The following is a 24259-nucleotide window of genomic DNA, read 5'->3' as shown; positions in this document are numbered from 1 at the left end:
CCCTCCCCGAACCGCCGGGTGATTTTTATCCCGCGCGCGCAAATTTTGCCGCATGAGCGACGAACGGGCGGCCACGTCAGGACACTACATCGACGGCGAGTGGGTCACCGGGTCGGCCGGGGAGACCTTCGAGAGCGAGAACCCCGCGACGGGCGAGACGCTCGGGACTTTCGAGCGTGCGACTGCCTCGGAGGCCGACCGGGCCGTGACCGCGGCGGCCGACGCCTTCGAGTCGTGGCGCGACCTCTCGTACATCGACCGGGCCGAGTACCTCTGGGAGGTGTTCCACGAACTCCGTGACCGCCACGACGAACTCGGGGCGACGGTGACCCGCGAGTGTGGCAAGGAGATAAGCGAGGGGCGGGCCGACGTGACCGAGGCGTGGCACATGGTCGAGTGGGCGGCGGGCAACGCCCGCCACCCCCACGGCGACGTGGTTCCCTCCGAAATCGCCAGCAAGGACTCCTACATGCGTCGCCGTCCCCGCGGCGTCGTGGGCTGTATCACGCCGTGGAACTTCCCCGTCGCCATCCCCTTCTGGCACATGGCCGTCGCGCTCGTCGAGGGCAACACCGTCGTCTGGAAACCGGCCGAGCAGACGCCGCTCTGTGGCGAGACGGTCGCCCAGCTGTTCGAGGCCACCGGCATCCCAGACGGGGTGTTCAACATGGTACAGGGGTACGGCGACGCCGGGAACGAAATCGTCGAGGACGACCGGGTCGACACCGTGTTGTTCACCGGGTCCGCGGCGGTCGGCCACGAAATCGCGGACACGCTCGGCGGCCGCCCCGGCCGCGAGGTATCGGTCGAGATGGGCGGGAAAAACGCCGTCGTCGTCACCGACGAGGCGGACCTCGACATCGCCGTCCACGCCGCCGTGATGTCGTCGTTCAAGACGACCGGCCAGCGGTGTGTCTCCAGCGAACGCCTCGTCGTCCACGAGGACGTCCTCCCCGAGTTCCGCGAGCGGTTCGTCGAGGTAGCCGACACAGTGGCCGTCGGCGACCCGCTCTCGGAGGACACGTTCATGGGGCCGCTCGTGGACGAGTCTCAGGTCGAGAAGTTCCACGAGTACAACGCCCGCGCACGCGAATCGGACGCCGAGGTGCTGGTCGACCGCGAGGAGTTGCCTCCGACGGAGATTCCCGACGGGCACGCCGACGGCCACTGGGTCGGACCGTTCGTCTACGAAACCGACTACGACCCGGAGAACCCCCTCCTCCGCGAGGAGGTGTTCGGCCCGCACGTCGCGCTGATACCCTACAGCGGGTCCATCGAGCGTGCCGTCGAGATACACAACGACGTGCCCTACGGCCTCGCGGGTGCCATCGTCTCGGAGGACTATCGTCAACTCAACTACTTCCGGGACCACGCCGAGGTTGGCCTCGCGTACGCGAACCTCCCGTGTATCGGTGCGGAGGTGCAACTCCCGTTCGGCGGCGTCAAGAAGTCCGGCAAGGGCGCGCCGAGTGCCCGCGAAGTCATCGAGGCGGTCACGGAACGGACAGCGTGGACAGTCAACAACGCCGAGGACATCGAGATGGCGCAGGGGCTCTCTGCCGAGATTACGCGCAGAGACGAGTGAACTCCGGCGGGCCGACCCCCCCGCCGGAGCGAGGTGCGGGCCGCGGTGGGCTGTCCGGACAGCCAGTTGCGGTGCGGTGGCCGAGCAGCGAGGCGGATGTGCCGGATTCAACGTGAAAAGCGTCTCACCGGCGTCCGATAATTGTCCCCCACCCGAGATAAACGTTCGGCTCCGGGCGCGTGGCCCTGCCGGGCTATCGACTCACCGTGAAACCCTACAGCCGTCGGTCCGACAGCGCGGGGAACTCCTCACGGACCGCACGAACGCGCTCGGGGTCGACGGTGGCCGTCACCGTCGTCGGGTCGTCGCCGCTCCCCGCCAGTACCGTTCCCCACGGGTCCTGCACCGTCGAGCGGCCGAGCAGCGTCGCGTCCCCGAACGACCCGCTCCCGTTGACCGTCGCCACGTAACACTGGTTCTCGATTGCCCGTGCCTGTTGGAGGACCCGCCAGTGGTCGACGCGCGGGTACGGCCACGCGCTCGGAACGAGGACGAGCGTCGCGCCGTCGGCGACGAGTTCGCGGTACAACTCCGGGAAGCGCAGGTCGTAACAGGTCGTGATGCCGACGCCGAACCCCTCGAACTCGACGACCGGTGTCCGCTCCCCGCGCGTGAGCAAATCCTGCTCTGTGGACCCGTACCCGAAGAGGTGGTGTTTCCGGTACACCGCTTGCCGGTTCCCGTCTCGGTCGAAGAAGACGGCCGTGTTGGCCAGCCCCTCGTCGTCGGGGACGGGCGCGTCGGTTCGGGCGGCCGTCGCACCGAGGTCCTCGACGATGCTCCCCGCGAGGACCGCAACGCTGTTGTCCCGCGCAGCCGCGGCGATAGTCGAAAGCGTCTCGCCACCCAGCGGTTCGGCGTCGCGGTGGTACTGCTCGAACGCGAAGTACCCGATGTTGAAAATCTCCGGGAGGGCGACGAGGTCGGCGTCCTCGGCGGCCCGGTCGATGGCGGCCACCGCTCGGTCGACGTTGTCAGCGACGGCACCGCCCTCGACGGCGAGCTGGGCGAGCGCGAGTTTCATATCTCGATGCCGAGGTCGGCGAGCAGTGCGTTCTCGACGTTCTGGAGTTCCCCGTCCATGTTCCGTTTGAAGTACCGCTCGACGCCCGGTAGCTTTCCGTCGACGGTGAACCGATTGGTCAGCCGGGTCCCGTCCTCGATGGCTTCGAGTTCGTGTTGGCCGACGACGCGCATCACCTTCGACCGACCGACGAACTCAACGTACTCCGGCGGGTCGAACTCCACGTCCTCCGTCTCGATGGCGACGTGTCTGTCGACGTAGGGAATCGGGAGCTTCACGTACCACGTCGCGGTGTGTTCGCCCGTCTGCTCGAAATCGGCGACGACGCTGATGGGACGTGCGCGCTTCTCCGGGTCCGAAATAAACGACCACACTCGTTCCCTCTCTGCTGGCAACTCGAAGGTCCGCTCGACCCGGACTGTCATACTCCCCGTAGGGGTTCCACGTCACAAAAGCGTCCGCATCAACTCCGGGTGACGCGCCACGTCGTCGACCGGGCGCGACCCCACTTCTCGATGTCCACGTCGTCGGACTTCTCCGCGAGTCGAGGCAAGCGCGCGCCGACCTGTTTGGCCGAGAGGCCGATGCTCTCGGCGATGTTCTTCGCGCGGACGTAGGACTCACCTCCGGTGACTTGCTGCCGGAGATGGTCTAGGATGCGCCGTTCCTCCTCGCTGAAATCGGCCATACTAACACTAGGGGGTCGACGCTTTTATTCCTTCCTTTTACCCCGAGGCCTGCCTACGAGAAGACGTGAATCGCCGCGATTGCGAGCGACCCCGCGAGAACGGCTAGCGCGAATCCCCAGCCAGCGAACACCTGCTCTGACGCGGCAACGTACATCACGACCGCGCCCGCGACGGCGAGCGTGCCGAACACGAACCCGAGTCCGGTCGCTTTGTCCGACTGCTCTCCGGTTGCTACCATTGCCGGTCGTTCCGAGGGCGCGCACTTAGTTCATTCGAACGGCCGCGGCGAGGCCCAGAAGACATATCCGCTCGCTCGCACTTCCCGGCGACAATGGGTCGTATCACGTCGGTTCTGTTCGGCAGTACGCTCCGCATCGTACTGACTGCTGTCGTCGGGATAGCCGTCGTCGTCGGGGGTACCGTCGCCGTGGGTGTCCTCGGCGCGCCCGCCGTTGCAGGTGTGCAAAACCAGTTCGGTGCCGTCACCGAGGACAACACGACGATAGGGACGAATTTGACAGTCAGAAACCCCAACCCCGTCGGCGTCCAGTTGGGCGACACCGCGGTCAACTACACCGTCTACATGAACGACGTGCGGATGGCGAGCGGGCAGAAGTCGGGACTACAAGTCGGGACGGGCAACTCGACGCTGAACTTCACGACCCGGATGGACAACGGGCAGATACCGCCGTGGTGGACATCCCACATCGAGAACGGCGAGCGAACGCAGGTGTCCATCGACGCCCGCGTCACCTCCACGCTGACCGCCGGGCAGACCGTCCAACTACAGCAGGACCGGACCGTCGAGACGGATCTCATCGGCCAGTTCAACTCCGACGAGGACCGGCCGGTCGACGCGAACCGCCGGGTCGTCTCCGACCCAGTGTTGTGGGTTAACGGTACCCGCGCGTCGTGGGACCGCGAGAACCTCTCGCCCGAGCAAACGCCGCTCGACCTCTCGTTCGACGTGTACAACCCCAAGCCCTACCCCTACGCCGTCTCGGAACTGGGCTACACCATCACGATGAACGGCATCGAAGTCGGCACCGGGAGTACCGACGACGTGGCGACCCTCCCGCCGGGAACCGAGCGGACCATCGACACCCGGACGATACTCCGAAACCAGCACTTGGACGAGTGGTGGGTGTCCCACCTCCAGAACAATCAGGTGACGGACTTGCGGATGCAGTTCTACGTCGTCGTCGACCCCGTCGAGGAGGATGGCCTGCTCGGGTCCGACCCCGTCGGCGAGTTCCGGGTCCCGCTCGAACCGATAGACTACCAGCGGACCGTCGAGACGGACATCTTCGGAACGAAGCCGACGAACGAAACCGCGAGCAACGAGGAAAGCGGTAGCGAGACGGCAGACGACGACTCCGACACCGCGACCGAAACCGCGACGGCGACACCGACGGAGACGGCGACTGACACGGCGACCGACGACGGCGGACTGCTCGGCGGGTCTGGCAGTGACTCGACGGCCACCGAGACGCCGACAGACGAGACGACGGGCGGCGAAACTGACACGGCGACTGACACGCCGACCGACGACGGCGGACTGCTCGGCTGAACCCTCGACTACTTGATTTCCGTGTGTTCGGACTCCTCGTTGAGCGCGAGGTTCGTGGCGATTTCGGCGTTTCGGACCGCGTACTCGGCAGTCTGACGGAGGCTGACCAGCACCTCGCGCACGCGGAGGAGTTCCGTGTTCCCCATCTCCGGGAGGTCGTCGAGGATGTCCTGCTCGTTCGACCCGACTTCCGCGAAGCGTTCCCGGACCTCGATGGCCGCGTCGTAGTCGCGTTCGACGGCGGCGGTGACGGCCAGTTCGGTCATCTCGTTGACGCCGTCGGTGAACTCGCGGATGCGTCGCATCGTGGAGGAGTCCACGTCGAGGGTGTGTCCCTCCGTTTCGAGGACGATTTCGGCGATGTCCTCGGCGTTGTCGGCGGTGAGTTCGAGATTCTTGGCGATTGCTCGGTAGCCGATGAGCGGGAAGCCGTCTTCGAGTCCCACCGCGCGGGCGAGGTTGGGGTTCTGGTAGGCCGTGAAGATGAGCCGAAGCAGGAGGACGAATATCTTGTTGGCCTGTCGTTCGCGGTTGAGGGCGCGCTGTGCGAGGTCGGGGTTGCCGTGGGCCAGTGCCTTCACGGCCTCGTTGCGCATCGTCGACCCGGTCGATTCCAGTCGTTCGAGCAGGTTGTCGAGCGTGAAGTCTTCGGGGTCGACCGAACACCGGATGGCGATGCGCTCGGGCGTCTCCTCGATGACGCCGAGTCCCATCAACTGCGTCTCGGCGTTGTAGACGGCGTTGATGTGTTCGCTCTCGAGCGTCCCCCCTTCACCGGCCTCGACGTGGATGATACGTCGCCCGAGGACGTACTGCGCGACGATGGCTCGCTCGACGGCGTCGGCGTCGAGGTCCTGTGCGTAGATTATCGCCTCGGACTCCTCCGTCTGGACGGACTCGGGCATCACCGTCAGCGTCCCCTTGCCACCGATGCGCAGGGACACCTCGTCGCCCTTGTCGACGTCGTGTTCGGAGGTCCACTCCGCCGGGAGGGTCATGGCGAGCGTGGACGGTCCTAGCCGCTGTACTTTCCGCGTCTCCATACGCACTCTGTGGGCGGAACGGCCTTAATCCTGTCTATACATGGGTTAATACCGAGCGAAATATAATATCTCTTCATGAGGGTCCGCCTCGCGGCCGTGTTCCTAAACCACTTCCATCAGCCGTCGCTCGTACCGGCCGACCCGGACTTGGAGCCACCCCCGTAACTCCTCGTCGAGGTCCGGGTCGCCGGTGTCGACCCGGAGGACGCCGATACCGTCGAGTTTCCGCTTTGACGCGACGACCTCGACCCGGCACCGGCGGATGATGGCCGGCGAAATCTGCTGGTTGCCGCGGCCGAAGACGAATCCCTGTCCCCCGATGGGTGAGACGACGACGACGTTCTCCTCGCCGAGAGCGTCGAGTATCTCTGCTTCGCTCGCGTCTTCGACCAACACCTCGCCGTCGCGCCACACGTCGACGCCCAGTGCAGTCCCCTCGAAGCCGAGTTGGGCTTTCACCGCACCGACGGTACTCCCGGGACCGAGGACGTACGTGACGCCCGCGCTCGCTTCGCGGGCGACGCCCTCCGCGACGCCCTCGACAGTGCCGCCGCCCAACTGCTTGCTCGACTGGCGTTCCTCGGCGACGGGGACCTGTACCACCCCGCGAAGTTCCGTGTGGACCTCCCCCTCGCGGTACTCGTCCTCGTCGATGTCGTTGACCTCGCCCGGCTCCGTGTCCTCGAAGGTGGCCGCGACCTGTCCGGCCGCCCGCGGCCGTACGCCGAACACCTCCGAGTAGACCTTCACCCCGGCCGGCACGCCGAGCATCGGGGTGTCGTCGTCGCCGATGGCCTCGGCCACGTCGACGGCCGTCCCGTCCCCGCCGACGAACAACACGAGGTCGACGCCGCGGGCGAGGAACTCCCGGACGGCCGCCCGGGTGTCCGACGGTGCCGTCTCCTCGCCGTCCGGGTGGCCGACCACGGTCGGTTCGAAGCCCGCCGCGCGGGCGGGGTCGGCCCCCATCGCCCCGCCGTAGGTCAGCACCTCGGTGTCGGGTGCGAGTTCGCGGACGCGTGCCAGTGCCTCGCGGGCACGGTCCGGCGCGCGCGGTTCCGCACCGCGAGCGCGCGCCTCCGCAACCTTCCCGTCGGTCCCTTTCAGGCCGACGCGCCCGCCCATGCCTGCTATCGGGTTGACCACGACCCCGAGGGTATGCATTGACGGTCGTAGTCGGGGCGTCCTCAAAAGCAGTCCGGGATTGTTAAGACAGAGCGGCCGGAAGCGTCGGCTATGAGCGTCGTACTCGCCGCCTCGGAAAGCACCGTCCAGACGGGTATCATCAATCTCGCCGGGGCCATCGTCGGTCTCGGTGGCCTCGCCCTCGTCGCCGCGTGGTGGGCATACCTCTACCGGTAGCAGCGTCCGCGACGACGCGTCCCGTTACTCCTCGGATTCCGGTGTCTCGACCCGCTCGCGGAGCCACGCCGCCGCCTCGTGTACCACGTCCTCGTCGGTCCCTTCGAGTTTGACCCGGACGGTGTCGCCGGGGTAACTCCCGACCTTCACGTCGAACCGGTCGCGCACCTCGCGGATGCGGTCGAGCATCGCACTCTCGGGTTCGTCGGCGGCCACCCGCTCAACGTGTCGCCGTTCGCCAGTAAACTCTGCCGCCACTTCCTCGAACATGGCCTTCATTTCGGCCGGGACGCCCGGGAGGACGTAGACGCTCTCGATGACACACCCCGGGGCGACCCCCTCGTGGTTCGGGAGCATCCGCGCTCCTGCCGGAATATCGGCGGTTCCCTCGGCGAGGTCCGCGCGGGCGTAGCCGCTGTGGTCTTCCAGCCACGCCAGTGCCTCCTCGCTCCGGGTCACTTCGCGACCGAACGCCGCCGCCACGCCGTCCATCGTCACGTCGTCGTGTGTGGGTCCGAGGCCGCCCGTGACGACCACGGCGTCGTACTCGGCGTGATACTCGTTGACGACACGGGCGATGTCGCTCACTCGGTCGGGAACGACGGTCACGCGCTCGACGGCCGCTCCGCGGTCGACGAGGCGTTCGCCGAGCCACGCGGCGTTCGTGTTGACGGTGTCTCCCGCGAGTAGTTCGTCACCCACGGTGACCAGCGCGACGCGCATAGCACTCCTTGGCGGTCGGCGGTCAAAAGTCCCCCAGATGCGACCGCGCCCCGGCGGGCCAGTTGCGCGTCACCCCATTCCTGGTGGCGGGTCGTCCCCGTCGTCCTCGACGTCTACGTCGAGGCCCACCTCCTCGCGTCGTCGCTCCAACGAGCGAATCTGCCGGAGGTAGTACAGCAGGCCGCCGGCCGCGGCGAGTAGGCCGACACCGAGCAGACTGCCGAACAGCCACAGGTCACGCGTCAGGTAGTACCTGACCGATATCGACCGCCGTTCGACGTCGTCCCAGTGAATCGTCACGCGGTCGTTCTGTATCTCCGTCCCGTCGTGGCCGGGGCTGACCTGCCCGAGAATCGGGATGCCGACCCGTGCCCCCGGCGGGAGCGTCACGTCGTACGTTCCCTCGACGAAGGTGGGTGACGACCACGACTTCCCCCGCCGCGGCGAGGTGAACGCCAGCTTTCCGTCCCGCGCCGGGAACGTGACGACGGCACGCTTGCGTGTCAGTGAGACGTTCTCGACGGAGACGTTCCGCACCGTCCCGTTCTCGAACTGGAACTTCAGCGCGCGCGCGTCGAGGGGGTTCTCGGTCCCCAAAGCGTCCCGCTGGTAGAGTTCTATCTCGGTCCGGTTGTCGATGACGTAGACGGCGGTGTACTCGGACTGTGCCACGTCGACCGTGACGTTCGCGCTCGTGTTCCAGTCGTAGGTGACGTTCTGGTTGATTTCCTCGGGGTCCGGCTCTCCCGGTCCCAGAATCGTCGAACACCCCGCGAGCGCGGCGAGGACGGCCAGGACACCGACCGCGAGGAGGAGTCGCCTGTTCATGGTACGACTGCGAGCAACTCCGCGGGCAGGTACTCGCCGATGCTCGCCACCAGCCCCGGCGGGTCGGTCCCCTCACGACAGACGATGCTCTGTTCGAGCAGTCCGAGTCGCTCGACGGTCACGATGTCCTGTGCGTGACCCGCGCGGTTGACCGTCGCACGCGCCTCCGCCCGTGTCGCGCTGTTCACGTTGACCCGCCCGGTCCCGCGCGTCCAGTCGTACAACCGGTCGCGCTCTGCCTCCGCCAGTCGCGCCGGGTCGTCCCAGACGAACCGGAGCGGGACGTGTTGCACCAGCCCGAACCGCGTCCGTATCTGGGCGGGTGTCCCCTGTCCGAGGCCGAGTTCCGAGGCCGGAATCCGCACCTCTCGCCCGGCGTCGAGGACGAACCCGTCGTCGTCCCACCCTTCGAGGGTGCCGACGTAGGTTTCGCCCGTCTCGAAGTCGCCGGTAATCGACCCCCACTCCTCGCGGAGGAGGTTCCGGGCGGCCACGGCGTCGGGGCCGTCGACAGTGACCGAGGGGAAGTCGTCGTCGCGGATGCCGACCTCGTAGGTCACGTCGAGGTCACCGACCGCATTTCCGACGAGGGAAGTCAGACTGTCGAGCGTCCGCTCGCGGGCGTCGCCGCCGACGTACAGTTTCGATGCGAGGACGACCATCAGGCCTCTCGCTCGATTTCGACGTTGAGTTCGTCCCGGAGGGCGTCGATTCGCTCCTCCATCGAGCCGACGAGCGCGGTGTTCTCCATGGCGTCGACGGGCGACCCACACTCGGGGCACTCGAAGCCGAAGTCCATGGCCTCGTCGAACTCGAAGCGGATGCCACACACCTCACAGAGGTAGAACTCGTTGTTGTACTCGTACTCTTGGCGTTGTTCCAGCGCGTCGAGCAGGCGGCGCATCTCCGACTGGAGTTGCTCGGGAATCTTGTCGTACTCGAACGTCCAGAGGTAGGTCAACCACCCGGAGTCCTCGTCGCGCAGGCGGCGATAACTCGCCAGGTCGTTCTCGTAGAGAATAAAGAGCGCGCGGCGCACGTCGTTCAGTTCGAGGCCCAGTTCCTCGGCGAGTTCCTCGTCGGTCACTTCGCCGTCCGGCGGGGCCGCGGCGACGGGCATCCCCTTCGGGCCCACGAGTTCGTGGAGATACTTCTGTATCACCGGGTCCTCGAGGAGTTCCTCAAAAGCCATTGATACCTAGTCCGGGTCTGAATCGTTTAAAAGCACCGGACCGCCCCGGTCGACCGCCCGGGCTCGGACCGGCGTCGCCGCGGCCGCTCCGGGCCTCGGTCGCCCGTAACCAGCCTGCCGGTCACGTCTCGTCGGTGTCCTCGACCTGTTTCCCCGTGGCTTGCGGCACGACGACCTTCTCTGCGTCTTCCCACTCCCGGTCGAGTTCCCGGCCCTCGAACAGCCGGTCGAGGAAGACGGCGAGCGACGCGATTTCCGAGTGGGGCTGGTTCGTCACCGCGAGGTTCCAGTCGGCGGCCTCGTACACCTCGAACGGGACCTTCTCGGCACCGACGACGACGAGCAGCGGGTCGCGCCGGTCGCGGTGGCGTTCCCGAATCTCGGCTTCGACGTCCTGCACTTCGAGACCGTACATGGTGAGGTGGACGACCGCGCCCTCGAACGCACTGAGGACCGGCCGCCACGACTCGACAGTCTCGACCGTGAAGGGACCGCCGAACCGGTCGGTGATGTCCTGCACCGTGTCGGCACGGCTCGCCCCGTCACCGGCCAGCACCACGCGGTCGGCCCCCAACGCCCGCGCGGTCAGCCCGACGTGTGTCGTGATTCGCTCGTCCCGGCCCGGCCGGTGGCCGAGGCGAAGGACCGCGACTTCGGGAGTGTCCTGCATGTCTGCCCCGAGACCACGGCGGGGTTAGGGGGTTTCGGTGCGCGTCCCCAGCGCGTCCTCGATTGCGGCACTGATGGCGTCGTACGTCGGGTCGACAACCGTCCCGTCCACGGCCACCGTCGGCGTGCCACGGACGCCAGCCTCCTCGCCCCGCTGGCGGTCGGCGGCCACCGTCGGCCGGTACTCGCCGTCGAGTGCGGACTCGCGGACGGCGGCCCCGTCCAGCCCCGCATCGTCCGCGAGTCGCTCGTAGGCGTCCGGCCCGAGGTCCGACTGTGCCTCGAACAGGGCGTGTGCGTACTCGAAGAACGCCTCGTCGTCCGCCCGAGCCTGTACCGCCCGCGCGGCACAGGCCGCGTTCCACGATACGTCCTCGTCCACCGGGATGGGGAAGTCGTGGAACTCGTAGCGTATCGTGCCGTCGTCCGCGTACTCGGCGAGGATATCGGGGACGACGTTCAGGGAGTAGTCACGGCAGTGCGGGCAGGCGAAGTCCTCGAAGGCGAGGACCGTCACGGGTGCCTCCGGGTCGCCGCGAACGGGTGTCGAGAGTATGTCCGACGCGGGGGACCCGGTGGCCGTGCCGGTTGCGTCACCGTCTTCGAGCGTGTCCGGGCCGCCGCCGAGACACCCGGCGACGGCGACGGCCGTCCCGCCGCCGACAGCCGCGAGCAACTCCCGTCTGGTCCGTCGCGCGCTCGATTCAGTCGTCGCTCGTCCGTCCATAGGTTCCGCTTCGGCACCACCGCATTTAAGTCCGTCTCGATGGCGTCACGTTCCGAACTACCCAGTCAGGGTGCCCGCCGAGAGCGGTGTCGTGCGGTGGCGTTCGTACTCTTCCGCGGGGCCGTGTCGGCGGTTTCTCCGACGACGACCACCGGGAGCGGCGTCCGGAGACTCTCGACGGTGAAGAACGCGACACCCGCGTCCTCGGTGTAGACACCCATCACTTCGACGACGGGCGTGGTGCGACCCCACAGCAACAGGTCCTTGCGGCTCAGGTAACTCTTGTCGTTACTCGGGTGGCTATGGACCGCACCGAGGAGTCTGGCGCCCTCCTGTGCGAGGAGTCGGCCGGCTGTCTCGCGGACGCAGGTGAACTGTATCTCCTCCTTGCTCTGGGAGAGCGGCCGTGCGGGGACCACAGCGTCCACGCGGAGGTGGGTCTCGTTGGCACTGCCGTAGAGGCACCACCCCTCCTCCCGGTCGTCCCGGTAGTGTCGCTCGAAGATGTCGAGGGCGTCGCTCTCGACGACGACGGTCCGGTCGTCGTCGTCGTAGCCGACGGACCCGAGCGAGAGGCCGATGGAGCCGAAGTACCACGCCACGAACAGCACGGCGACGACGAGACAGACGGCAAGCACGACTGTCAACGACGCGAGCGTTCGCGGCGTACAGTGACGTTCCAACCAGTCGACGGGACGCGGTGTCCTACACATCTCTCTTAGGAGCGTCTTACCGCTGGTAAGGACCTCTTTCGGCGGCCGGGGGTGTCGTTCGCTCGAACCACATGGTCGTGGCTACGCCGCTGGTAGGGAAATCCTTAGTCGCGTGGTTCGTTCGTTCGCCTCCGTTTCCGTTCCGATTGGGTGCCCGTTGCGTGTGCCGTTCGCGTTCCAAAGGCACTTTGGCAGACCCCACGGGAGAGGGGGTATGGACCTGACAGGAAAGCGGATACTCGTGACCGGCGGCGCGGGGTTCGTCGGCTCACACCTCTGTGCGCGCCTCGTCGAGGACAACGAAGTGCGCGCAGTCGACGACTGCTCGACCGGTGACCCCTCGTGGCTCCCCGGAGGCGTCGAACTCGTGGACGGTGACCTCACCGACCCCGACGTGGCCGCCGAGGCCATCACGCCCGACACCGACGTCGTCTTTCACTTCGCCGCCGACAAGGACGCCGCCCGCGACGACATCGACCAGTACCGCTTCAACAACCGACTGACCGAAACCGTCCTCGACCGGATGGACGAGGCCGGTGTCGAGAACATCGCGTTCACCTCCTCCTCGACGGTGTACGGCGAGGCACCGCGGCCGACCCCCGAGGACTACGCGCCGCTGGAACCCATCAGCATCTACGGGGCGAGCAAACTCGGCGAGGAGTCCCTGCTGTCGGTGTACGCGAACAGCCACGACATGACGGCGTGGGTGTTCCGCTTCGCCAACATCGTCGGCCCGCGCCTCCAGAAGGGGGCTGTCGTCCCCGACTTCATCCACAAACTCCGCGAGGACCCGTCTACGCTCGAAATCCTCGGCGACGGCCGCCAAGAGAAGTCATACATGCACGTCTCCGAATGCGTCGACGCGATGTGCCACGTCGTCGAGAACGCGACGCGACCGTTCAACGTCTACAACCTCGGTACCCGGACGACCACCTCCGTCACGACCATCGCGGACATCGTGAGCGAGGAGATGGAGTTGGACCCCACCTACGAGTACACCGGCGGCGACCGCGGGTGGGTCGGCGACGTGCCACGGATGCGTCTCTCCATCGAGAAACTGGCCGCGCTCGGGTGGGAACCCGACCAGTCCTCCGACGACGCCGTACGGCAGGCGACCCGCGAACTGCTCGACGGCGACTGACGCCGCGCCTCTCGTAGCACCTATACCTCCCCGGTCGCTACGCGTCGCCGTGCAAATCGTCGGGTACGACACGGGGGTCGGCGTCGACGACGACCGCGACCCCGCGCTCTCGCTGGCCGACGGCGGCGACGTGACCCGCCAGTCGCTCGCGCCCGGGACGGACCTCGCGTACACGCTGGGCGAGCGTCACTGCGCGGGGGCCGTCTCCGGGGACGGCCACGAGCGATGCCCGAACCCGTCCGCGCCGTACTGTGCCGACCACACCAGCAAGTGGGCCTGCGCGCGGTGTGTCGGGAACTGTGACCGCCCGCTCCCCGCCTGTCGGGAGGAACACGCCGTCTATCTGGCCGCCTTCGCTCCGGCCATCTTCAAAGTGGGGGTCACCCGTTCGTGGCGACTCGACACCCGCCTGCGCGAGCAGGGAGCCGACCGCGCCGCCCACCTCCGGACGGTGAAAGACGGCCGCATCGCCCGCCAAATCGAGGCCGACATCGCCAGCGAGGTGGGCGATAGGGTTCGCGTTCCGACGAAAATCGACGGCATTCATCGCTCGGTGGACGACGACGCGTGGACCGCGCTCCTCGCGGAGTTCGACCCGCTCGCGACCTACGAGTTCGACTACGACCTCTCGCTGACGGACCGCCCCGTCTCGGAGACGCTGGCGACGGGCACCGTCCGCGGGACGCAGGGCCGAGTCCTCGTCCTCGACCACGCGGGGAGTGCTTACGCGGTGGACCTGCGTGACCTCGTGGGGCACGAGGTGACTGACGGGGGCACCGACCGAAACCTCCAGTCCAGCCTCGGCGCGTTCTGATTCGTGTTTCTGCACAAGAGATTTGTTCCCCCCTGAGAGTCTCACCGCTGTGAAGCGTGAATGGTCCCTGTTTGCCGGTCTGGCGGTGGTCCTCCTCGTCGCGACACTGCTGGCCGTCGCCGTCCCCGGAGCCGTCTCCGCGCCCGAGGACGACGTGCGGCGTGGTTTCCTGCAGATACGCGACGTGACCGTCTCCCACGGGCAGGTCGGCGGCGAGACGGTGCCCCTGACCGTCGAGACGCGAGTGCAACACGATGGCGGCCCCTCCGAGAACGTCAGCGTCCTGTTCCGGGCCGTCGGCAGCCAATCGGGGCTGGTCGAGGCGACCCGCTCTGTCGACGTGGGTACGGTCGAGGGCGAGCGTGAGGTGCCCGTGACGGCGAACCTCACTGTCCCGCGCCGCGGCGGCTATCGCATCCAGACCGTCGTCTACGCCGACGGGCGGCGATACGACGAGGGTGAGACCGAAGTCGGCGGCGTCGGGACGCTGACGCCCGAGTACGCACAGACGACGGTCGACTTCCACCGCTTCGCCGGCGGTGCGGACGCACAGCCGTCCGTCGAGTACCGCATCGAGCGCGCGGGCGAGGACACGACGACGCTGAACGTCTCGACGTACCTCACGAACAACGGCGACACGCCGTCCGAAGAGGTCAGGCTGACGCTGAAGGCGCGGCAAGCCGACTCGAACATCGTCGCGGCCGAGCGGACGGTTCGGGTCGGCCAGATTCAGCCCGGCACGACGGCCAACCCGTCGACGACGCTGACGGTCCCCGCCGAGTACAACTACTACCTCGACGCCACGCTCTGGAAGGACGGGGTCATCGTCACGTCCACGCGCGCGGCGGCCAACCTCGACCCGAGCGAGACCATCTCCGTCAACGAGACCAGACGCGAGGTGGGCCTGCGCGTCGAGGACTTCGAGCGCGGTGACGGCGCGGGCGGCGCGCCCGACAGAGAGCGGCCGGGGACACCCGTGTCCGAGGAAGGGCCGGGGTTCACCGCCGCGCTAACGCTCGTGGCACTGCTCGCTATCGCGCTCGGACTCGCCCGACGAGGTGGTTCCCGTGACTGACACTGATACAACCCCGACAGACGCACCGACGACCGGCGAACCGACCGACGAGAACGACGGCGACAGCTCCCTCCTCCGGGGCCGGAGTGCCGTCGAGTACCTGTACTGGGGTGCCTTCGCCACCCTGCTCGTCCTCGCCCTGTTGGCGACGCTGCGTTTTTACGACAGCGCGTCACGGGCCATCCGTATCTGGATAGCAAGCGACTGGGTGCCGGTGTTTCAGGCAGCGTTCAACCTCGCCGTCGTGTTCGGGTGTGCCATCGGCCTCTCGCTGCTGGTCCGGCGGATGCGCAACTGAGGGGACACGACAACCCTTTTGGGAGCAGCCACCCAACCCGGAGCCATGGCAGACGAACCTGAAGACGAAGCCAACGAAGCAGGCGAGGAGACAGGAGAATCGGAGAGCGACGGGAAGTCCTTCCGCGAGCGTGTCGAGGAGATTCGACAGGAGCGTGCCGAGGGCGGCGAGGGCGAGGGTGACGACCACGAGTCCCGCGAGGAACGCCTCGAAGAGATGATGGGTGGCGGCGGCCCCGGCGGCATGGGCGGCGGCAACCCCTTCGCACAGATGATGGGCGGCATGATGGGCGGCGGCCCCGGCGGCGGCGGTGGCATGGGTCCCGGTGGCGGCCCCGGCGGTCCGGGCGGGATGGGCCCCGGCGGCGGTCCGGGTCGCGGCGAAGAGGAGTCGGCCGGGAACGAGGAACTCACCCGTGAAGTGCGGAAGCTCCGCGACGAGGTACACGACGTGCGCCGAACGCTCGACCGTATCGCCGACGCGCTCGAAGACTGAGTCTCAGACTCCCGCCGACGCGTGGGGGAGCGAGAGCGTCACGACCGACCCATCCTCCGTCGTTTCGATGGTGAACGACCCGTCCGATTGCTCGGCGAACCAGCCGACCAGCCACAGGCCAGTCCCGTTACTGTGTTCGAGTGCCGTCTCACCCGGGCGGTTGCGGAGGGTTCGCTCGTACTGCGGGATGCCGGGGCCGTTGTCGCGGATGTCGATTTCGACCGCCGAGTCGGTCGACTCGACTGACACCTCGACGGCCGGGGTGTCGGAATCGTTGTGAACGACGGCGTTCTCGACGAGATTCATCACCGCCGTCTCTAGTTGTCCCCGCACCGAGACGGGGGCCTCTTCCGGGCCGTCGAGATGGAACTCCGCGTCCTCGTACTCCGTTCGACACTCCTCGACGACGTTCGTGACGGCATTCGGCGCGTCGACGACGGTCCACTCCTCCGTCCGGAGCAGTTCCTCCATTCTCCGGGCCCGGTCGGCCAGTTCGACGAGACGGTCCGTGTGTTCTCGCATACTCTCGACCCGCTCCGGATTAGCCTCTTCGAGGGCACCGAAGTGCCCTTGCAGGACGGTCATGTGGTTGCGAAAGTCGTGCCGCAGGATGCGATTGATGACCGAGAGCCCCATCGCGAGTTGTTCGGCCTCCTCGCGTGCCTGCTCCGACCGCACGCGCTCTATCCGCCGCTCGGCGTCGTAGATGCCGACGAATCCGCCCGGGAGCAGTCCGCTTGCCGCCCAGCCGACGGCAGACTGTACTATTACCATCAAGCCCTCCGTCGTCTGTGCGTACGTGCTCAGCCCGCCGCCGATGCCGAGGAAGAGCGCGCCGAGATACGCCCACACGACGACGCGGTTGAGGTGCCGTGCCCGGGACGAATCGGCCCGTACCCAGAAACCCACCGCGAAGACGAGCAGGATTATACAGATTGGGGCGACGAGCCACGCGGCTATCTCCCGCTGGGTCACGTCGGCAGTGTACATCAGCCAGAGATTCACCACGAGAACGACGGCGACGCCGATCGATAGGGATAGGACTCCGCGGTAAACGGATTGCCGACTGTTACGTTCCAGACCCTTGCCCATCTATGCCTATGTGAATACACTTTGATGTTCCCTGCTTAATGAAAGCTGTCGCCGTTTGGGAATTTGATTCCCGTTATTCGAGCAGCGCGTAGGCCTCGCGGAGCGCGTCGACGGCGTGGTCGACGCTGATTGATTCGCGCTGGGCGAGACAGTTTTCCCGGAGTGGTTCCCGGTCGCGGAGCGTCCGCTCTATCGTCTCCCGGAAGCCGCCTACGTCGCCCGGGGGCGCGCGGTAGCCGTTCTCGCCGTTCCGAACGGTGTCCGAGAGCGCGCCGGCGTCGACGGCCGCGACGGGCGTCCCGCAAGCGTTCGCCTCCAGCGCGACCAACCCCTGTGTCTCGACGGGACTCGGGAACGCGAACACGTCCAACGCGCTGTAAAACGCCGGGAGGTCGCCCCGGTCGAGAAAGCCGAGAAAGTGTACGTCGACGTCTGCTGTGGCGGCGCGCCGTTCGAGGCGGTCCCGTGCCGGTCCGTCGCCCCCGAACACCACCGTCACGTCCATGCCGTCGGTGGCGTCAAGTATCAGGTCTAACTCCTTCTCGAAGCCGTGGCGGCCGGTGTACCCCACCAGCGGGCGGTCGGCGTCGAGGCCGTGTGTCCGGCAGAACTCGTCGGTATCGACCGGCTTGAACTGCTCCGTGTCGACGCCGTTTGGGACGACTTCGATGGGTGCGCGAACGTCGATTTCCCGGAGGTGGTGGCGGGCCGGTTCGCTCGGGACGATAACCATCTCGGCACGGTTCATGTACCACTTCTCGTAGCTGCGGGCCGCCCGCTCGACAGGCGAGCGGAGCCACCCCTCCGCGATGTAGTCGGCGTACTCGGATGTCGGCGTGTGGTAGGAGGCGACCAGCGGCAGGTCGTGTTGACGCGCGTAGTTGAGGCCGCTGAGGCCCAGGAGGAACGGCGTGTGGGCGTGGATGAGGTCCGGGTCCGCCGCCGGGAGTTCGTCCGGAACCGACGGCATAGCCACGTTGAACCCCTCGTAGAACGGGAAGGACATGCTCCGAACCGGCCACTCGCCGACGGCAGGGTCGTACCCGTCGCCGTCCGGGTAGACGACGGGCATCTCCCCGTCGCGCCCCTCCCACTGCTCGCGCCACGTCTGAATCGTGTAGGTGACGCCGTTGACCGTCGGGAGGTAGGTGTCCGTGAACACGGCGGCGGTGGGCAGCATCTGTCGGGGCTTTCACCGACCGGGACTTAATTGGTCGGATTGCCGACGAGGTCGTGATAGACCGCTGATAACTCGTCGCCGACGCGGTCTAACCCGTGCTTTTCCGCCGTCTGCCGCGCGTTCTCCCCGAGACGTTCGCGCAGGTCCGGGTTCGCCGCCAAGCGGTCGAGGGCGTCCCGGAATTCCGCACGCGTCTCACACTTCAGGCAGTCCTCGCCGTGCGTGTAGAACTCCTCGAACACTGGAATGTCCCGCAGAACGACGGCCTTCCGGCAGGCCATCGCCTCCAACACGGCGATGCCTTGGTTCTCCGCCTTCGTGGGGAAGAGGTACACGTCACCGGCACCGAACGCGCCGCGTATGTCCTCGACCCACCCGGTGAACGTGACGTTTTCCGGCGGATTCGTCGTCCACTTCCGCACCGTCTTCGATGCCTGTGGCCCGGTGTCGTACGGGCCGAACCACGCGAACTCGTACTCGGTCGCTTCGGCCAACCGGCAGAACGTCGTGAGGCCCTTCCGCTCGAAGACGTTGCCGACGGCGAACACGACCATCCCGTCGAGGTCGAACCGCTCCCGATACTCCGTCCGGCAGTCCTCGTAGCCGACGAGCGAGTCGAGATCCACGCCGTTGGAGATGGGGCGAATCGGTGCCCCGACGGGGTAGGATTCGATGGTCCGTTTCGTGTACTCGCTCGGACAGAGTACGAGGTCGGCTTGGGAGTAGAACCACCGGAGGTACCGACCCAACGGCCCCGCGAGGTGGGTCGACCCGCGGAAACTCTCGGCGAAGTCCTCGGCGGTGACGTGGGAGTGGAGGACGAGGGGAATGTCCTCGCGCTTGGCGTGGCGGGCCACGGCGACGGTTCCCGGCCCTATCATGTTGCAGTGGGCGATATCGTAGTCGGCGAAGAGTCCGCGACCCGTCGCCGCCGCGCGGAGGCCGCTCGCGGGACCGCCGCCCGTCCACGGCGAGGTGACCACCTCGATGTCGGTGTCGGCCAGTGCCGCGCGCTGGTGGTCGACGGACGTGCCGATACCGCTCCGGTCGAGACGGTCGGCCAGTTCGAGGTAGTTCAGGGCGCGCACGGGGGGAGCGAGACGAGGGCGGGAGAAAACGCTACCGGAAGCGGAGCGCAACCTATAGGCCGCCCTGCCTGCTAGCGGCGGCCGTGCCCGACGAGGAGCAACTCGCGGCCGAGCGCGTCGACCGACTCCAGTCCCTCGCCAGCGAGGCGGCCGCAGCGGGGGAGTTCGACCGCTCGCGCGAGTACGTACGCCGTGCCCGCCGCGTCGCCGAACGGACCCGCCTCTCGCTACCACGGACGTTCAAGCGGTTCACATGCGACGCCTGCGACGTGTACCTCCGGCCCGGGACCAACGCCCGCGTCAGGACTCGTGACGGCCACGTCGTCGTCACCTGTGACTGCGGTGCGCAGGCGCGCTACCCCTATCGCTGACCGTCCCGTTGGACAGGGTTTATAAGTGATACTTGCCTGTGTAGGGACAATATGAACGACACCGACCGGCGACAACGCATCCACGACCTCGACGTGACCGTCTGGGTCGGGAAGAACGGCATCGGAGCGGTCGTCGAGGAACTGAACGACCAAATCGCGGAGCGGGACTTGGTGAAGGTCAAGTTCCTCCGGGCGGCCCGCGGCGGGACGACGACCGAGGATTTGGCGGCTGACCTCGCCGCCGAAGTCAACGCGTCGGTCGTCGAGACGCGCGGTCACACGGCAGTCTTGGAGCGATGACGCTCCTGCAGACTGGCGGCGCGTTCGTCGCCGACTTCCTCGACAACGCCGGCGTCCCCGCGGCCGACGCCATCGGGTCGGCGATAACGTTCGTCGTCTCGTTCCTCGTCCTCTATCTGGTCGGCAAGGCCGTCGTCCAGCCTCTCGTGCGGCGCGTGCTGAACCGGCGGGGACTCGACCAGCACGCCCGCAAACCCCTACTCAAAATCACGGGCATCCTCACCGTCTTCGTCGCCATCGCCGTCGCGTTCGGACTTGCTGGCTACGGCAACTTCCTCACGGCACTCGCCACCGTCGCCGCGGCGGCGACGCTCGCCATCGGCTTCGCCATGCAGGACGTCATCAAGAACTTCGTCGCCGGCATCTTCATCTTCACCGACCGCCCGTTCCGCATCGGCGACTGGATAGAGTGGGACGGCAACTCCGGCGTCGTCGAGGACATCAGCCTGCGCGTCTCCCGCGTGCGGACCTTCGACAACGAACTCCTGACGGTGCCGAACTCCCAGTTGACCGACGATGTCATCAAGAACCCCGTCGCCAAGGACCAACTCCGCCTGAAGTTCCTCTTCGGCATCGGCTACGACGACGACATCGACGAGGCCACCGAGATAATCATCGAGGAGGCCGAAAACCACGAGGAGATTCTGGACGACCCGGCCCCCTCGGTTCGGTTGGTGGAACTCGGCGATTCGTCGGTGGGTCTGCAGTCCCGCATCTGGATTGCCAACCCCTCGCGTGCGGACTTCGTGAAGACCCGTGCCGAGTACGTCAAAGCGGTCAAAGAGGCGTTCGACGCCGCCGGCATCGACATCCCCTACCCGAACCGCACCATCGGCGGTGGTCTCGAACTGGAGAACGTCGAAGGCATCGCGGAACCGCAGGCGGGCGACGACTAACCACCTTTTTACTGCGGGGGGTCGCCGGAGGCGACCCCCGTCTGCTCACGGACGGCGAAGCCGCTACCCGACGATGAAAATGGTGGATGAATGGAACGGACCTCTGGATTGCCCGGCGTTCGGACACGGGGAAGCCCGCGCACCTCCTCCACCCCGCGACCCTTCGAGCGACGGGTGTCCAAGGGTCCGCTGCTCGCTTCCGCGCCTGACGGAGTGCCCTCGGTTAACCACGGCGGGTCGTCCCTGCAGACGAACCGCCGAGGACCGCCGCCCCCGAAGGACGAGGCTTCGACGTTGGCTTGCGGGGCCCGCGGCCGTCTGACCGGACGCCCCAGAGATTCGGTCCCCGCTGAAGACCGTAGTGCGGGTAGAGAGCAGGGCCTAACTGCCCGACCTAGTCCGTATGAAGATACTCCTGGTGACGCATAAGGGCCTTTCGGATACGGTTCCGTCAGTCGGTTTCTCCCGTGCGCCTACAGGACGCCGAGCGTCCGGGCGTACCAGCCAGCACTGAGCGGTACCGACCCGGCGGCCCCGACCACGACCCACCGGTGGGCGGACGTGAGTTGGACGGCGTCGACACGGGCAGTCAGTGCCCACGAGAGCGTGACGATGACGGCGAACACCCCGAGCGCGAGCGCGACGCCGGCGGCCAGTTGTGGGTCCGACCGCTCCTCGCGTCCGGCGGCGAAGACGATGATAGTGACCAGCGCGAACAGGCCAGCGAGGAGTGGGTTCACGCCCCCGGACCCGTAGTAGCCGCCCGTGCCGTCGACGCCCAGCAGATACGGGATACTGAGTGCGACGACGAGGGCCACCGAGGCGACGATACCGACGGTCGGAGCGACCCGCAACCGGTCCATATCCGGACCTGCGAACGCCTGTGACTTAACCACGACGCTCGGGGCCCGACCCCAAAGGGCAAAGGCCGCGCGCGGCTACCGACGAACATGGTCGGACTCGGCGACACGAAGAAGAAAATCCAGAAGATGATCGACGCGGCGGAGGACCTCTACGGGAAGATGAACCAACTCCGCGCGGAGGTCGACCAACTCCGTCAGACCGTCGAGAGCACGAGCGAGACTGTCGACGGGATGGAACACGAACTGGCCGAACAGCGCGCCCTCCTCGACGCACTCGCGGCGGACGCCGACATCGACACCGAGCGCGTCCTCGCGGAGGCCACGATAGCGACCGCCGAGGACCCGGACGAGAACCCGGCGACGGGCGGCGAGACGAGCGGTGCCGCCGGCGGTGCGGCCGCCGAACCCGAGGACTGACTCCCCGGTCCGAACCGCCCGACTACGTCTTGAGCCGCTGGTGTTCGACCTTCAGACAGCGGTCTTGGACGAACTGCCGACCCGCCGCATCCGCTTTCGCTGCAGCCTCGTCGTCGGTAATTCCCTGTTGGAGCCAGACGACGCCCGCGTCGTCGCGGTCGAGTGCCTCCTCGACGATGCCCGCCACCTCGTCGCTCGGCCGGAACACGTCCACGATGTCGATGTCCGCCTCGACTTCGGACAGCGAATCGTACGCACGCTGGCCGAGGATTTCGTCCTCGAACGGGTTGACCGGGACTATCTCGTAGCCGTGTGACTGCATGTACTTCGGTATCCGGTGGGCCGCCTTGCTCGGCGTGGCCGAACAGCCGACGACGGCGATGGTCTGGGCGTCGAGTATCTCGGAGAGTGCCGCGTCGTCTTCGACTGGCATGCCTGTATCGACAGTGCGCGGCGAGAAAAGCGTGCCGCCGCTACATGTCGATGCCGGGGAGTTGGAGCGTGACGTTGCGGTCCTCGTCCGTCCGCACGATGCCGTCGAACAACTGCTTGAGCGTGTTCATCGCCTCCTCGTCGTGTGCCGTCGACTCGATGACGTGGATACCGACGGCGTCTGCCTTCTCGACGCGACTGGTGAACACGTGCATGAACCGGAAGACGGTCCGCAGGTCCGAGTAGAGCAACAGCGTCGAGATGGAGTCGAACATCACGCGGTTGTGTTCGATGTCGCGGTAGGCCGTGAACTCCTCGATGAACTCGGAGAACTTGATACCGATACCGGTCATATCGACCGGAGAAGACGCGTACTTGACGAGGTCCGTATCCGAAACCGACCGCCCTTGATGTTTGGTCACGCAGTCGACGATACCCACGTCGACGTTCTCGGGTGACCCGACGAGTGCCTCGAAGTCGTCGAGAACGCGCTCGGCGTTGTCCCGTGTCGTGACGACGATAGAACCTTCCTCCCGGTCGGAGCCCTGTTTGAGGACGTTCATCGCCAACTCGCGTTTACCGGAGAGTGGAGGCCCAGCGACGAGGATATTGGTCCCCTGGTCGACTGTCGCGTCACCGAAATCAGAACCCAGTTCGTACATGGACTGTGAAAGGTTTCGTCGGAGTGACCCCCGCCACAGGGTCGCTTCTCTACCGACTACTGACCCGAGCATATATATATACTTTTCTTCCGGCGACCGACGATTCGACGACGGAAACCACCCGCGGATTCATACGACCGTCGCGGCACGCCCCGCGACGAACGCCGCTGCCGCCAAGAACATTCCGTATTTCAGCTGCGACTGGCCGACCGACGGACACTCGAAACTCCGATAGCCCGCGGCGAGCATTACGAGGTCTGCGGGACCGACGACCGCCAGATACGCCACGCCGAACGTCCCCGTCAGGTACGGGACGGGACTGGCGAGTGCCGCCGCGAGTAGCAGTCCCGCGGCCAACTGGAGTGCCCGCCGCTCGCCGATTGCTATCGGGAGGGTGTTCAGCCCCTCCTCTCTGTCACCCGCCACGTCCTCGACGTCCTTGATAATCTCGCGGGCCAGCGTCGAGAGTGCCGCGAGCAAGAAGAGGACGACAGTCGGGCCGACCGACCCGACCGCCGCGCCACCGAACAGAAACGTACTCCCGCCGAGGTACGCCACCAGCGCGTTCCCGACGCCCGGCTTCCCTTTGAATAACTCCGTGTACGTGACCAACGCGGCGAGGTTCACGACGGCGATGGCAATGGCGAGGATCGGCAGAAGTGCCAGCGCGACGACGACGGCCACCAGAAAGAGGGCGACGCTGAACGCGAGTGCCCCGCGTGGCGAAATCGCGCCACGCGGAATCGGCCGGTCGGGGTCGTTGATGCGGTCGATGTCGCGGTCGAAGTAGTCGTTGATGGCGTTCCCGGCCCCGGTCGCCAAGACGGTCGCACCGACCGCCGCGGCCACCGGGACCGCCGAGAGCGACGCTACGGGCACGGCGACGAACGACCCGATGAACGTCAACATCCCGGCGACGACGGCGTTCACCGGCCGTGTCAGTTCGAGTGCCCCCCGCGCGGCCGCTCCGATGCCCATACCCCCACTCTCCCACGACCCGGAAATAAAGC

General features: G+C 66.8%; 32 protein-coding genes and 1 other RNA gene. 12 read left to right on the top strand and 21 right to left on the bottom strand.

Going from position 1 to position 24259, the window contains the following annotated elements; genetic code table 11:
• Positions 1-52 precede the first annotated feature (52 nt).
• Positions 53-1585: an aldehyde dehydrogenase family protein gene (locus MUG95_RS03220; RefSeq protein WP_247009637.1), complete on the top strand. Its 1533-nt coding sequence runs from the start codon at positions 53-55 to the stop codon at positions 1583-1585.
• Positions 1586-1799: 214 nt separating this feature from the next.
• Here the strand turns inward: MUG95_RS03220 and MUG95_RS03215 are convergent, their stop codons facing one another.
• The 4 genes from MUG95_RS03215 to MUG95_RS03200 are packed head-to-tail and all read right to left on the bottom strand — an operon-like array spanning position 1800 to position 3536.
• Complete coding sequence (locus tag MUG95_RS03215) at positions 1800-2609, bottom strand: carbon-nitrogen family hydrolase (RefSeq protein WP_247009636.1); 810 nt, start codon at positions 2607-2609, stop codon at positions 1800-1802.
• A complete protein-coding gene (locus MUG95_RS03210) occupies positions 2606-3034 on the bottom strand; it encodes an SRPBCC family protein (protein WP_247009635.1) in 429 nt (142 codons plus the stop codon). Before MUG95_RS03210 ends, MUG95_RS03215 begins: the two co-directional genes overlap by 4 nt.
• A gap of 38 nt (positions 3035-3072) precedes the next feature.
• Positions 3073-3297, bottom strand: a complete 225-nt coding sequence (locus MUG95_RS03205; RefSeq protein WP_247009634.1) for a DUF7123 family protein — start codon at positions 3295-3297, stop codon at positions 3073-3075.
• Between the two features lie 53 nt (positions 3298-3350).
• Entirely contained in the window at positions 3351-3536 is a 186-nt protein-coding gene (locus MUG95_RS03200) for a DUF7525 family protein (protein WP_247009633.1), read from the bottom strand.
• A gap of 93 nt (positions 3537-3629) precedes the next feature.
• Here MUG95_RS03200 and MUG95_RS03195 point away from each other — a divergent pair, with 93 nt between their 5' ends.
• Positions 3630-4868 (top strand): LEA/WHy family protein, encoded by a 1239-nt coding sequence (locus MUG95_RS03195; RefSeq protein WP_247009632.1) that lies wholly within the window; start codon positions 3630-3632, stop codon positions 4866-4868.
• An 8-nt stretch (positions 4869-4876) separates the two neighbouring features.
• Here MUG95_RS03195 and MUG95_RS03190 read toward each other — a convergent pair whose 3' ends face one another.
• On the bottom strand, positions 4877-5911 hold the full coding sequence (locus MUG95_RS03190) for a phosphate signaling complex PhoU family protein (RefSeq protein WP_247009631.1): 1035 nt from the start codon (positions 5909-5911) through the stop codon (positions 4877-4879).
• Between the two features lie 102 nt (positions 5912-6013).
• Complete coding sequence (locus MUG95_RS03185) at positions 6014-7075, bottom strand: ATP-NAD kinase family protein (protein WP_247009630.1); 1062 nt, start codon at positions 7073-7075, stop codon at positions 6014-6016.
• Between the two features lie 72 nt (positions 7076-7147).
• Here MUG95_RS03185 and MUG95_RS16845 point away from each other — a divergent pair, with 72 nt between their 5' ends.
• Positions 7148-7273 (top strand): hypothetical protein, encoded by a 126-nt coding sequence (locus tag MUG95_RS16845; RefSeq protein ID WP_256463864.1) that lies wholly within the window; start codon positions 7148-7150, stop codon positions 7271-7273.
• A 24-nt stretch (positions 7274-7297) separates the two neighbouring features.
• On the opposite strand, the gene MUG95_RS03180 is transcribed toward MUG95_RS16845, so the two are convergent.
• The 7 genes from MUG95_RS03180 to MUG95_RS03150 all read right to left on the bottom strand — a co-directional run bounded on the left by MUG95_RS03180 (position 7298) and on the right by MUG95_RS03150 (position 12125).
• Entirely contained in the window at positions 7298-7996 is a 699-nt protein-coding gene (locus MUG95_RS03180) for a competence/damage-inducible protein A (RefSeq protein WP_247009629.1), read from the bottom strand.
• A gap of 69 nt (positions 7997-8065) precedes the next feature.
• Complete coding sequence (locus tag MUG95_RS03175) at positions 8066-8824, bottom strand: DUF5803 family protein (RefSeq protein ID WP_247009628.1); 759 nt, start codon at positions 8822-8824, stop codon at positions 8066-8068.
• Positions 8821-9486: a DUF2110 family protein gene (locus MUG95_RS03170; protein ID WP_247009627.1), complete on the bottom strand. Its 666-nt coding sequence runs from the start codon at positions 9484-9486 to the stop codon at positions 8821-8823. The genes MUG95_RS03175 and MUG95_RS03170 overlap by 4 nt, the downstream gene beginning before the upstream one ends.
• Positions 9486-10016: a transcription factor E gene (tfe, locus tag MUG95_RS03165; RefSeq protein ID WP_247009626.1), complete on the bottom strand. Its 531-nt coding sequence runs from the start codon at positions 10014-10016 to the stop codon at positions 9486-9488. The genes MUG95_RS03170 and tfe overlap by 1 nt, the downstream gene beginning before the upstream one ends.
• A 121-nt stretch (positions 10017-10137) precedes the next feature.
• Positions 10138-10686, bottom strand: a complete 549-nt coding sequence (locus tag MUG95_RS03160) for a tRNA (cytidine(56)-2'-O)-methyltransferase (RefSeq protein WP_247009625.1) — start codon at positions 10684-10686, stop codon at positions 10138-10140.
• Positions 10687-10710: 24 nt separating this feature from the next.
• On the bottom strand, positions 10711-11412 hold the full coding sequence (locus MUG95_RS03155) for a DsbA family protein (protein ID WP_247009624.1): 702 nt from the start codon (positions 11410-11412) through the stop codon (positions 10711-10713).
• A 65-nt stretch (positions 11413-11477) separates the two neighbouring features.
• Entirely contained in the window at positions 11478-12125 is a 648-nt protein-coding gene (locus MUG95_RS03150; RefSeq protein WP_247009623.1) for a hypothetical protein, read from the bottom strand.
• Positions 12126-12339: 214 nt separating this feature from the next.
• Between MUG95_RS03150 and MUG95_RS03145 the strand changes: the two genes are divergently transcribed.
• From MUG95_RS03145 to MUG95_RS03125, 5 genes are read left to right on the top strand one after another with little or no spacing between them, the layout of a single operon-like run.
• Positions 12340-13266 carry an NAD-dependent epimerase/dehydratase family protein gene (locus MUG95_RS03145; RefSeq protein ID WP_247009622.1) on the top strand — a complete coding sequence of 309 codons (927 nt, stop codon included), beginning with the start codon at positions 12340-12342 and terminating at the stop codon, positions 13264-13266.
• A gap of 49 nt (positions 13267-13315) precedes the next feature.
• A complete protein-coding gene (locus MUG95_RS03140; protein ID WP_247009621.1) occupies positions 13316-14080 on the top strand; it encodes a DUF2797 domain-containing protein in 765 nt (254 codons plus the stop codon).
• A 49-nt stretch (positions 14081-14129) separates the two neighbouring features.
• Positions 14130-15155, top strand: coding sequence for a DUF7490 domain-containing protein (locus tag MUG95_RS03135; protein WP_247009620.1), 1026 nt, complete (start codon positions 14130-14132; stop codon positions 15153-15155).
• Positions 15148-15453, top strand: coding sequence for a DUF8060 family membrane protein (locus tag MUG95_RS03130; protein WP_247009619.1), 306 nt, complete (start codon positions 15148-15150; stop codon positions 15451-15453). Before MUG95_RS03135 ends, MUG95_RS03130 begins: the two co-directional genes overlap by 8 nt.
• Positions 15454-15498: 45 nt before the next feature.
• The gene (locus MUG95_RS03125) at positions 15499-15948 is read left to right on the top strand and encodes a hypothetical protein (protein WP_247009618.1); all 450 of its coding nucleotides are present in this window, start codon (positions 15499-15501) and stop codon (positions 15946-15948) included.
• A 3-nt stretch (positions 15949-15951) separates the two neighbouring features.
• Here MUG95_RS03125 and MUG95_RS03120 read toward each other — a convergent pair whose 3' ends face one another.
• From MUG95_RS03120 to MUG95_RS03110, 3 genes are all read right to left on the bottom strand, one after another.
• Positions 15952-16938, bottom strand: coding sequence for a sensor histidine kinase (locus MUG95_RS03120; RefSeq protein WP_247009617.1), 987 nt, complete (start codon positions 16936-16938; stop codon positions 15952-15954).
• 175 nt (positions 16939-17113) lie between these two features.
• Entirely contained in the window at positions 17114-18220 is a 1107-nt protein-coding gene (locus MUG95_RS03115; protein WP_247009616.1) for a glycosyltransferase, read from the bottom strand.
• A gap of 26 nt (positions 18221-18246) precedes the next feature.
• A complete protein-coding gene (locus MUG95_RS03110) occupies positions 18247-19308 on the bottom strand; it encodes a glycosyltransferase family 4 protein (protein ID WP_247009615.1) in 1062 nt (353 codons plus the stop codon).
• An 83-nt stretch (positions 19309-19391) separates the two neighbouring features.
• On the opposite strand from MUG95_RS03110, the gene MUG95_RS03105 reads away from it, so the two are divergent.
• Genes MUG95_RS03105 through MUG95_RS03095 form a run of 3 tightly spaced genes read left to right on the top strand, consistent with a single transcriptional unit; the run spans position 19392 to position 20875 of the window.
• Positions 19392-19679: a ribonuclease P protein component 4 gene (locus tag MUG95_RS03105; protein WP_247009614.1), complete on the top strand. Its 288-nt coding sequence runs from the start codon at positions 19392-19394 to the stop codon at positions 19677-19679.
• Positions 19680-19730: 51 nt separating this feature from the next.
• The gene (locus MUG95_RS03100; RefSeq protein ID WP_247009613.1) at positions 19731-19979 is read left to right on the top strand and encodes a YhbY family RNA-binding protein; all 249 of its coding nucleotides are present in this window, start codon (positions 19731-19733) and stop codon (positions 19977-19979) included.
• Positions 19976-20875, top strand: coding sequence for a mechanosensitive ion channel family protein (locus MUG95_RS03095; protein WP_247009612.1), 900 nt, complete (start codon positions 19976-19978; stop codon positions 20873-20875). The genes MUG95_RS03100 and MUG95_RS03095 overlap by 4 nt, the downstream gene beginning before the upstream one ends.
• Positions 20876-20968: 93 nt before the next feature.
• On the opposite strand, the gene ffs is transcribed toward MUG95_RS03095, so the two are convergent.
• Positions 20969-21280, bottom strand: an RNA gene (gene ffs, locus MUG95_RS03090) — signal recognition particle sRNA.
• A gap of 68 nt (positions 21281-21348) precedes the next feature.
• The gene (locus tag MUG95_RS03085) at positions 21349-21738 is read right to left on the bottom strand and encodes a DUF7548 family protein (protein ID WP_247009611.1); all 390 of its coding nucleotides are present in this window, start codon (positions 21736-21738) and stop codon (positions 21349-21351) included.
• 87 nt (positions 21739-21825) lie between these two features.
• Here MUG95_RS03085 and MUG95_RS03080 point away from each other — a divergent pair, with 87 nt between their 5' ends.
• A complete protein-coding gene (locus MUG95_RS03080; RefSeq protein WP_247009610.1) occupies positions 21826-22155 on the top strand; it encodes a DUF5798 family protein in 330 nt (109 codons plus the stop codon).
• A 22-nt stretch (positions 22156-22177) separates the two neighbouring features.
• Here the strand turns inward: MUG95_RS03080 and MUG95_RS03075 are convergent, their stop codons facing one another.
• The 3 genes from MUG95_RS03075 to MUG95_RS03065 all read right to left on the bottom strand — a co-directional run bounded on the left by MUG95_RS03075 (position 22178) and on the right by MUG95_RS03065 (position 24227).
• Complete coding sequence (locus MUG95_RS03075) at positions 22178-22588, bottom strand: CoA-binding protein (RefSeq protein WP_247009609.1); 411 nt, start codon at positions 22586-22588, stop codon at positions 22178-22180.
• A gap of 40 nt (positions 22589-22628) precedes the next feature.
• Positions 22629-23249: an RAD55 family ATPase gene (locus MUG95_RS03070; protein WP_247009608.1), complete on the bottom strand. Its 621-nt coding sequence runs from the start codon at positions 23247-23249 to the stop codon at positions 22629-22631.
• A gap of 129 nt (positions 23250-23378) precedes the next feature.
• A complete protein-coding gene (locus MUG95_RS03065) occupies positions 23379-24227 on the bottom strand; it encodes a geranylgeranylglycerol-phosphate geranylgeranyltransferase (protein WP_247009607.1) in 849 nt (282 codons plus the stop codon).
• Positions 24228-24259 lie beyond the last annotated feature (32 nt).

The sequence above is a fragment of the Halorientalis litorea genome (genome assembly GCF_023028225.1).
In the GTDB taxonomy this organism is placed as follows: Archaea; Halobacteriota; Halobacteria; order Halobacteriales; family Haloarculaceae; genus Halorientalis; species Halorientalis litorea.
The sequence above is the reverse complement of the archived record's forward strand: the minus strand, read 5'-3'. Positions and strand labels throughout refer to the sequence as shown.

What these genes read in the sequence shown, in the direction of transcription:
- MUG95_RS03125 (WP_247009618.1), top strand. Translation starts at nt 15,499, where the DNA reads ATGGCAGACGAACCTGAAGACGAAGCCAACGAAGCAGGCGAGGAGACA.
- tfe (WP_247009626.1), bottom strand. Translation starts at nt 10,016, where the DNA reads ATGGCTTTTGAGGAACTCCTCGAGGACCCGGTGATACAGAAGTATCTC.
- MUG95_RS03210 (WP_247009635.1), bottom strand. Translation starts at nt 3,034, where the DNA reads ATGACAGTCCGGGTCGAGCGGACCTTCGAGTTGCCAGCAGAGAGGGAA.
- MUG95_RS03205 (WP_247009634.1), bottom strand. Translation starts at nt 3,297, where the DNA reads ATGGCCGATTTCAGCGAGGAGGAACGGCGCATCCTAGACCATCTCCGG.
- MUG95_RS03155 (WP_247009624.1), bottom strand. Translation starts at nt 11,412, where the DNA reads ATGGACGGACGAGCGACGACTGAATCGAGCGCGCGACGGACCAGACGG.
- MUG95_RS03150 (WP_247009623.1), bottom strand. Translation starts at nt 12,125, where the DNA reads ATGTGTAGGACACCGCGTCCCGTCGACTGGTTGGAACGTCACTGTACG.
- MUG95_RS03160 (WP_247009625.1), bottom strand. Translation starts at nt 10,686, where the DNA reads ATGCAGGACACTCCCGAAGTCGCGGTCCTTCGCCTCGGCCACCGGCCG.
- MUG95_RS03175 (WP_247009628.1), bottom strand. Translation starts at nt 8,824, where the DNA reads ATGAACAGGCGACTCCTCCTCGCGGTCGGTGTCCTGGCCGTCCTCGCC.
- MUG95_RS03200 (WP_247009633.1), bottom strand. Translation starts at nt 3,536, where the DNA reads ATGGTAGCAACCGGAGAGCAGTCGGACAAAGCGACCGGACTCGGGTTC.
- MUG95_RS03145 (WP_247009622.1), top strand. Translation starts at nt 12,340, where the DNA reads ATGGACCTGACAGGAAAGCGGATACTCGTGACCGGCGGCGCGGGGTTC.
- MUG95_RS03080 (WP_247009610.1), top strand. Translation starts at nt 21,826, where the DNA reads ATGGTCGGACTCGGCGACACGAAGAAGAAAATCCAGAAGATGATCGAC.
- MUG95_RS03075 (WP_247009609.1), bottom strand. Translation starts at nt 22,588, where the DNA reads ATGCCAGTCGAAGACGACGCGGCACTCTCCGAGATACTCGACGCCCAG.
- MUG95_RS03215 (WP_247009636.1), bottom strand. Translation starts at nt 2,609, where the DNA reads ATGAAACTCGCGCTCGCCCAGCTCGCCGTCGAGGGCGGTGCCGTCGCT.
- MUG95_RS03115 (WP_247009616.1), bottom strand. Translation starts at nt 18,220, where the DNA reads ATGCTGCCCACCGCCGCCGTGTTCACGGACACCTACCTCCCGACGGTC.
- MUG95_RS03100 (WP_247009613.1), top strand. Translation starts at nt 19,731, where the DNA reads ATGAACGACACCGACCGGCGACAACGCATCCACGACCTCGACGTGACC.
- MUG95_RS03195 (WP_247009632.1), top strand. Translation starts at nt 3,630, where the DNA reads ATGGGTCGTATCACGTCGGTTCTGTTCGGCAGTACGCTCCGCATCGTA.
- MUG95_RS03180 (WP_247009629.1), bottom strand. Translation starts at nt 7,996, where the DNA reads ATGCGCGTCGCGCTGGTCACCGTGGGTGACGAACTACTCGCGGGAGAC.
- MUG95_RS03095 (WP_247009612.1), top strand. Translation starts at nt 19,976, where the DNA reads ATGACGCTCCTGCAGACTGGCGGCGCGTTCGTCGCCGACTTCCTCGAC.
- MUG95_RS03085 (WP_247009611.1), bottom strand. Translation starts at nt 21,738, where the DNA reads ATGGACCGGTTGCGGGTCGCTCCGACCGTCGGTATCGTCGCCTCGGTG.
- MUG95_RS03070 (WP_247009608.1), bottom strand. Translation starts at nt 23,249, where the DNA reads ATGTACGAACTGGGTTCTGATTTCGGTGACGCGACAGTCGACCAGGGG.
- MUG95_RS03170 (WP_247009627.1), bottom strand. Translation starts at nt 9,486, where the DNA reads ATGGTCGTCCTCGCATCGAAACTGTACGTCGGCGGCGACGCCCGCGAG.
- MUG95_RS03120 (WP_247009617.1), bottom strand. Translation starts at nt 16,938, where the DNA reads ATGTACACTGCCGACGTGACCCAGCGGGAGATAGCCGCGTGGCTCGTC.
- MUG95_RS03185 (WP_247009630.1), bottom strand. Translation starts at nt 7,075, where the DNA reads ATGCATACCCTCGGGGTCGTGGTCAACCCGATAGCAGGCATGGGCGGG.
- MUG95_RS03065 (WP_247009607.1), bottom strand. Translation starts at nt 24,227, where the DNA reads ATGGGCATCGGAGCGGCCGCGCGGGGGGCACTCGAACTGACACGGCCG.
- MUG95_RS03220 (WP_247009637.1), top strand. Translation starts at nt 53, where the DNA reads ATGAGCGACGAACGGGCGGCCACGTCAGGACACTACATCGACGGCGAG.
- MUG95_RS03190 (WP_247009631.1), bottom strand. Translation starts at nt 5,911, where the DNA reads ATGGAGACGCGGAAAGTACAGCGGCTAGGACCGTCCACGCTCGCCATG.
- MUG95_RS16845 (WP_256463864.1), top strand. Translation starts at nt 7,148, where the DNA reads ATGAGCGTCGTACTCGCCGCCTCGGAAAGCACCGTCCAGACGGGTATC.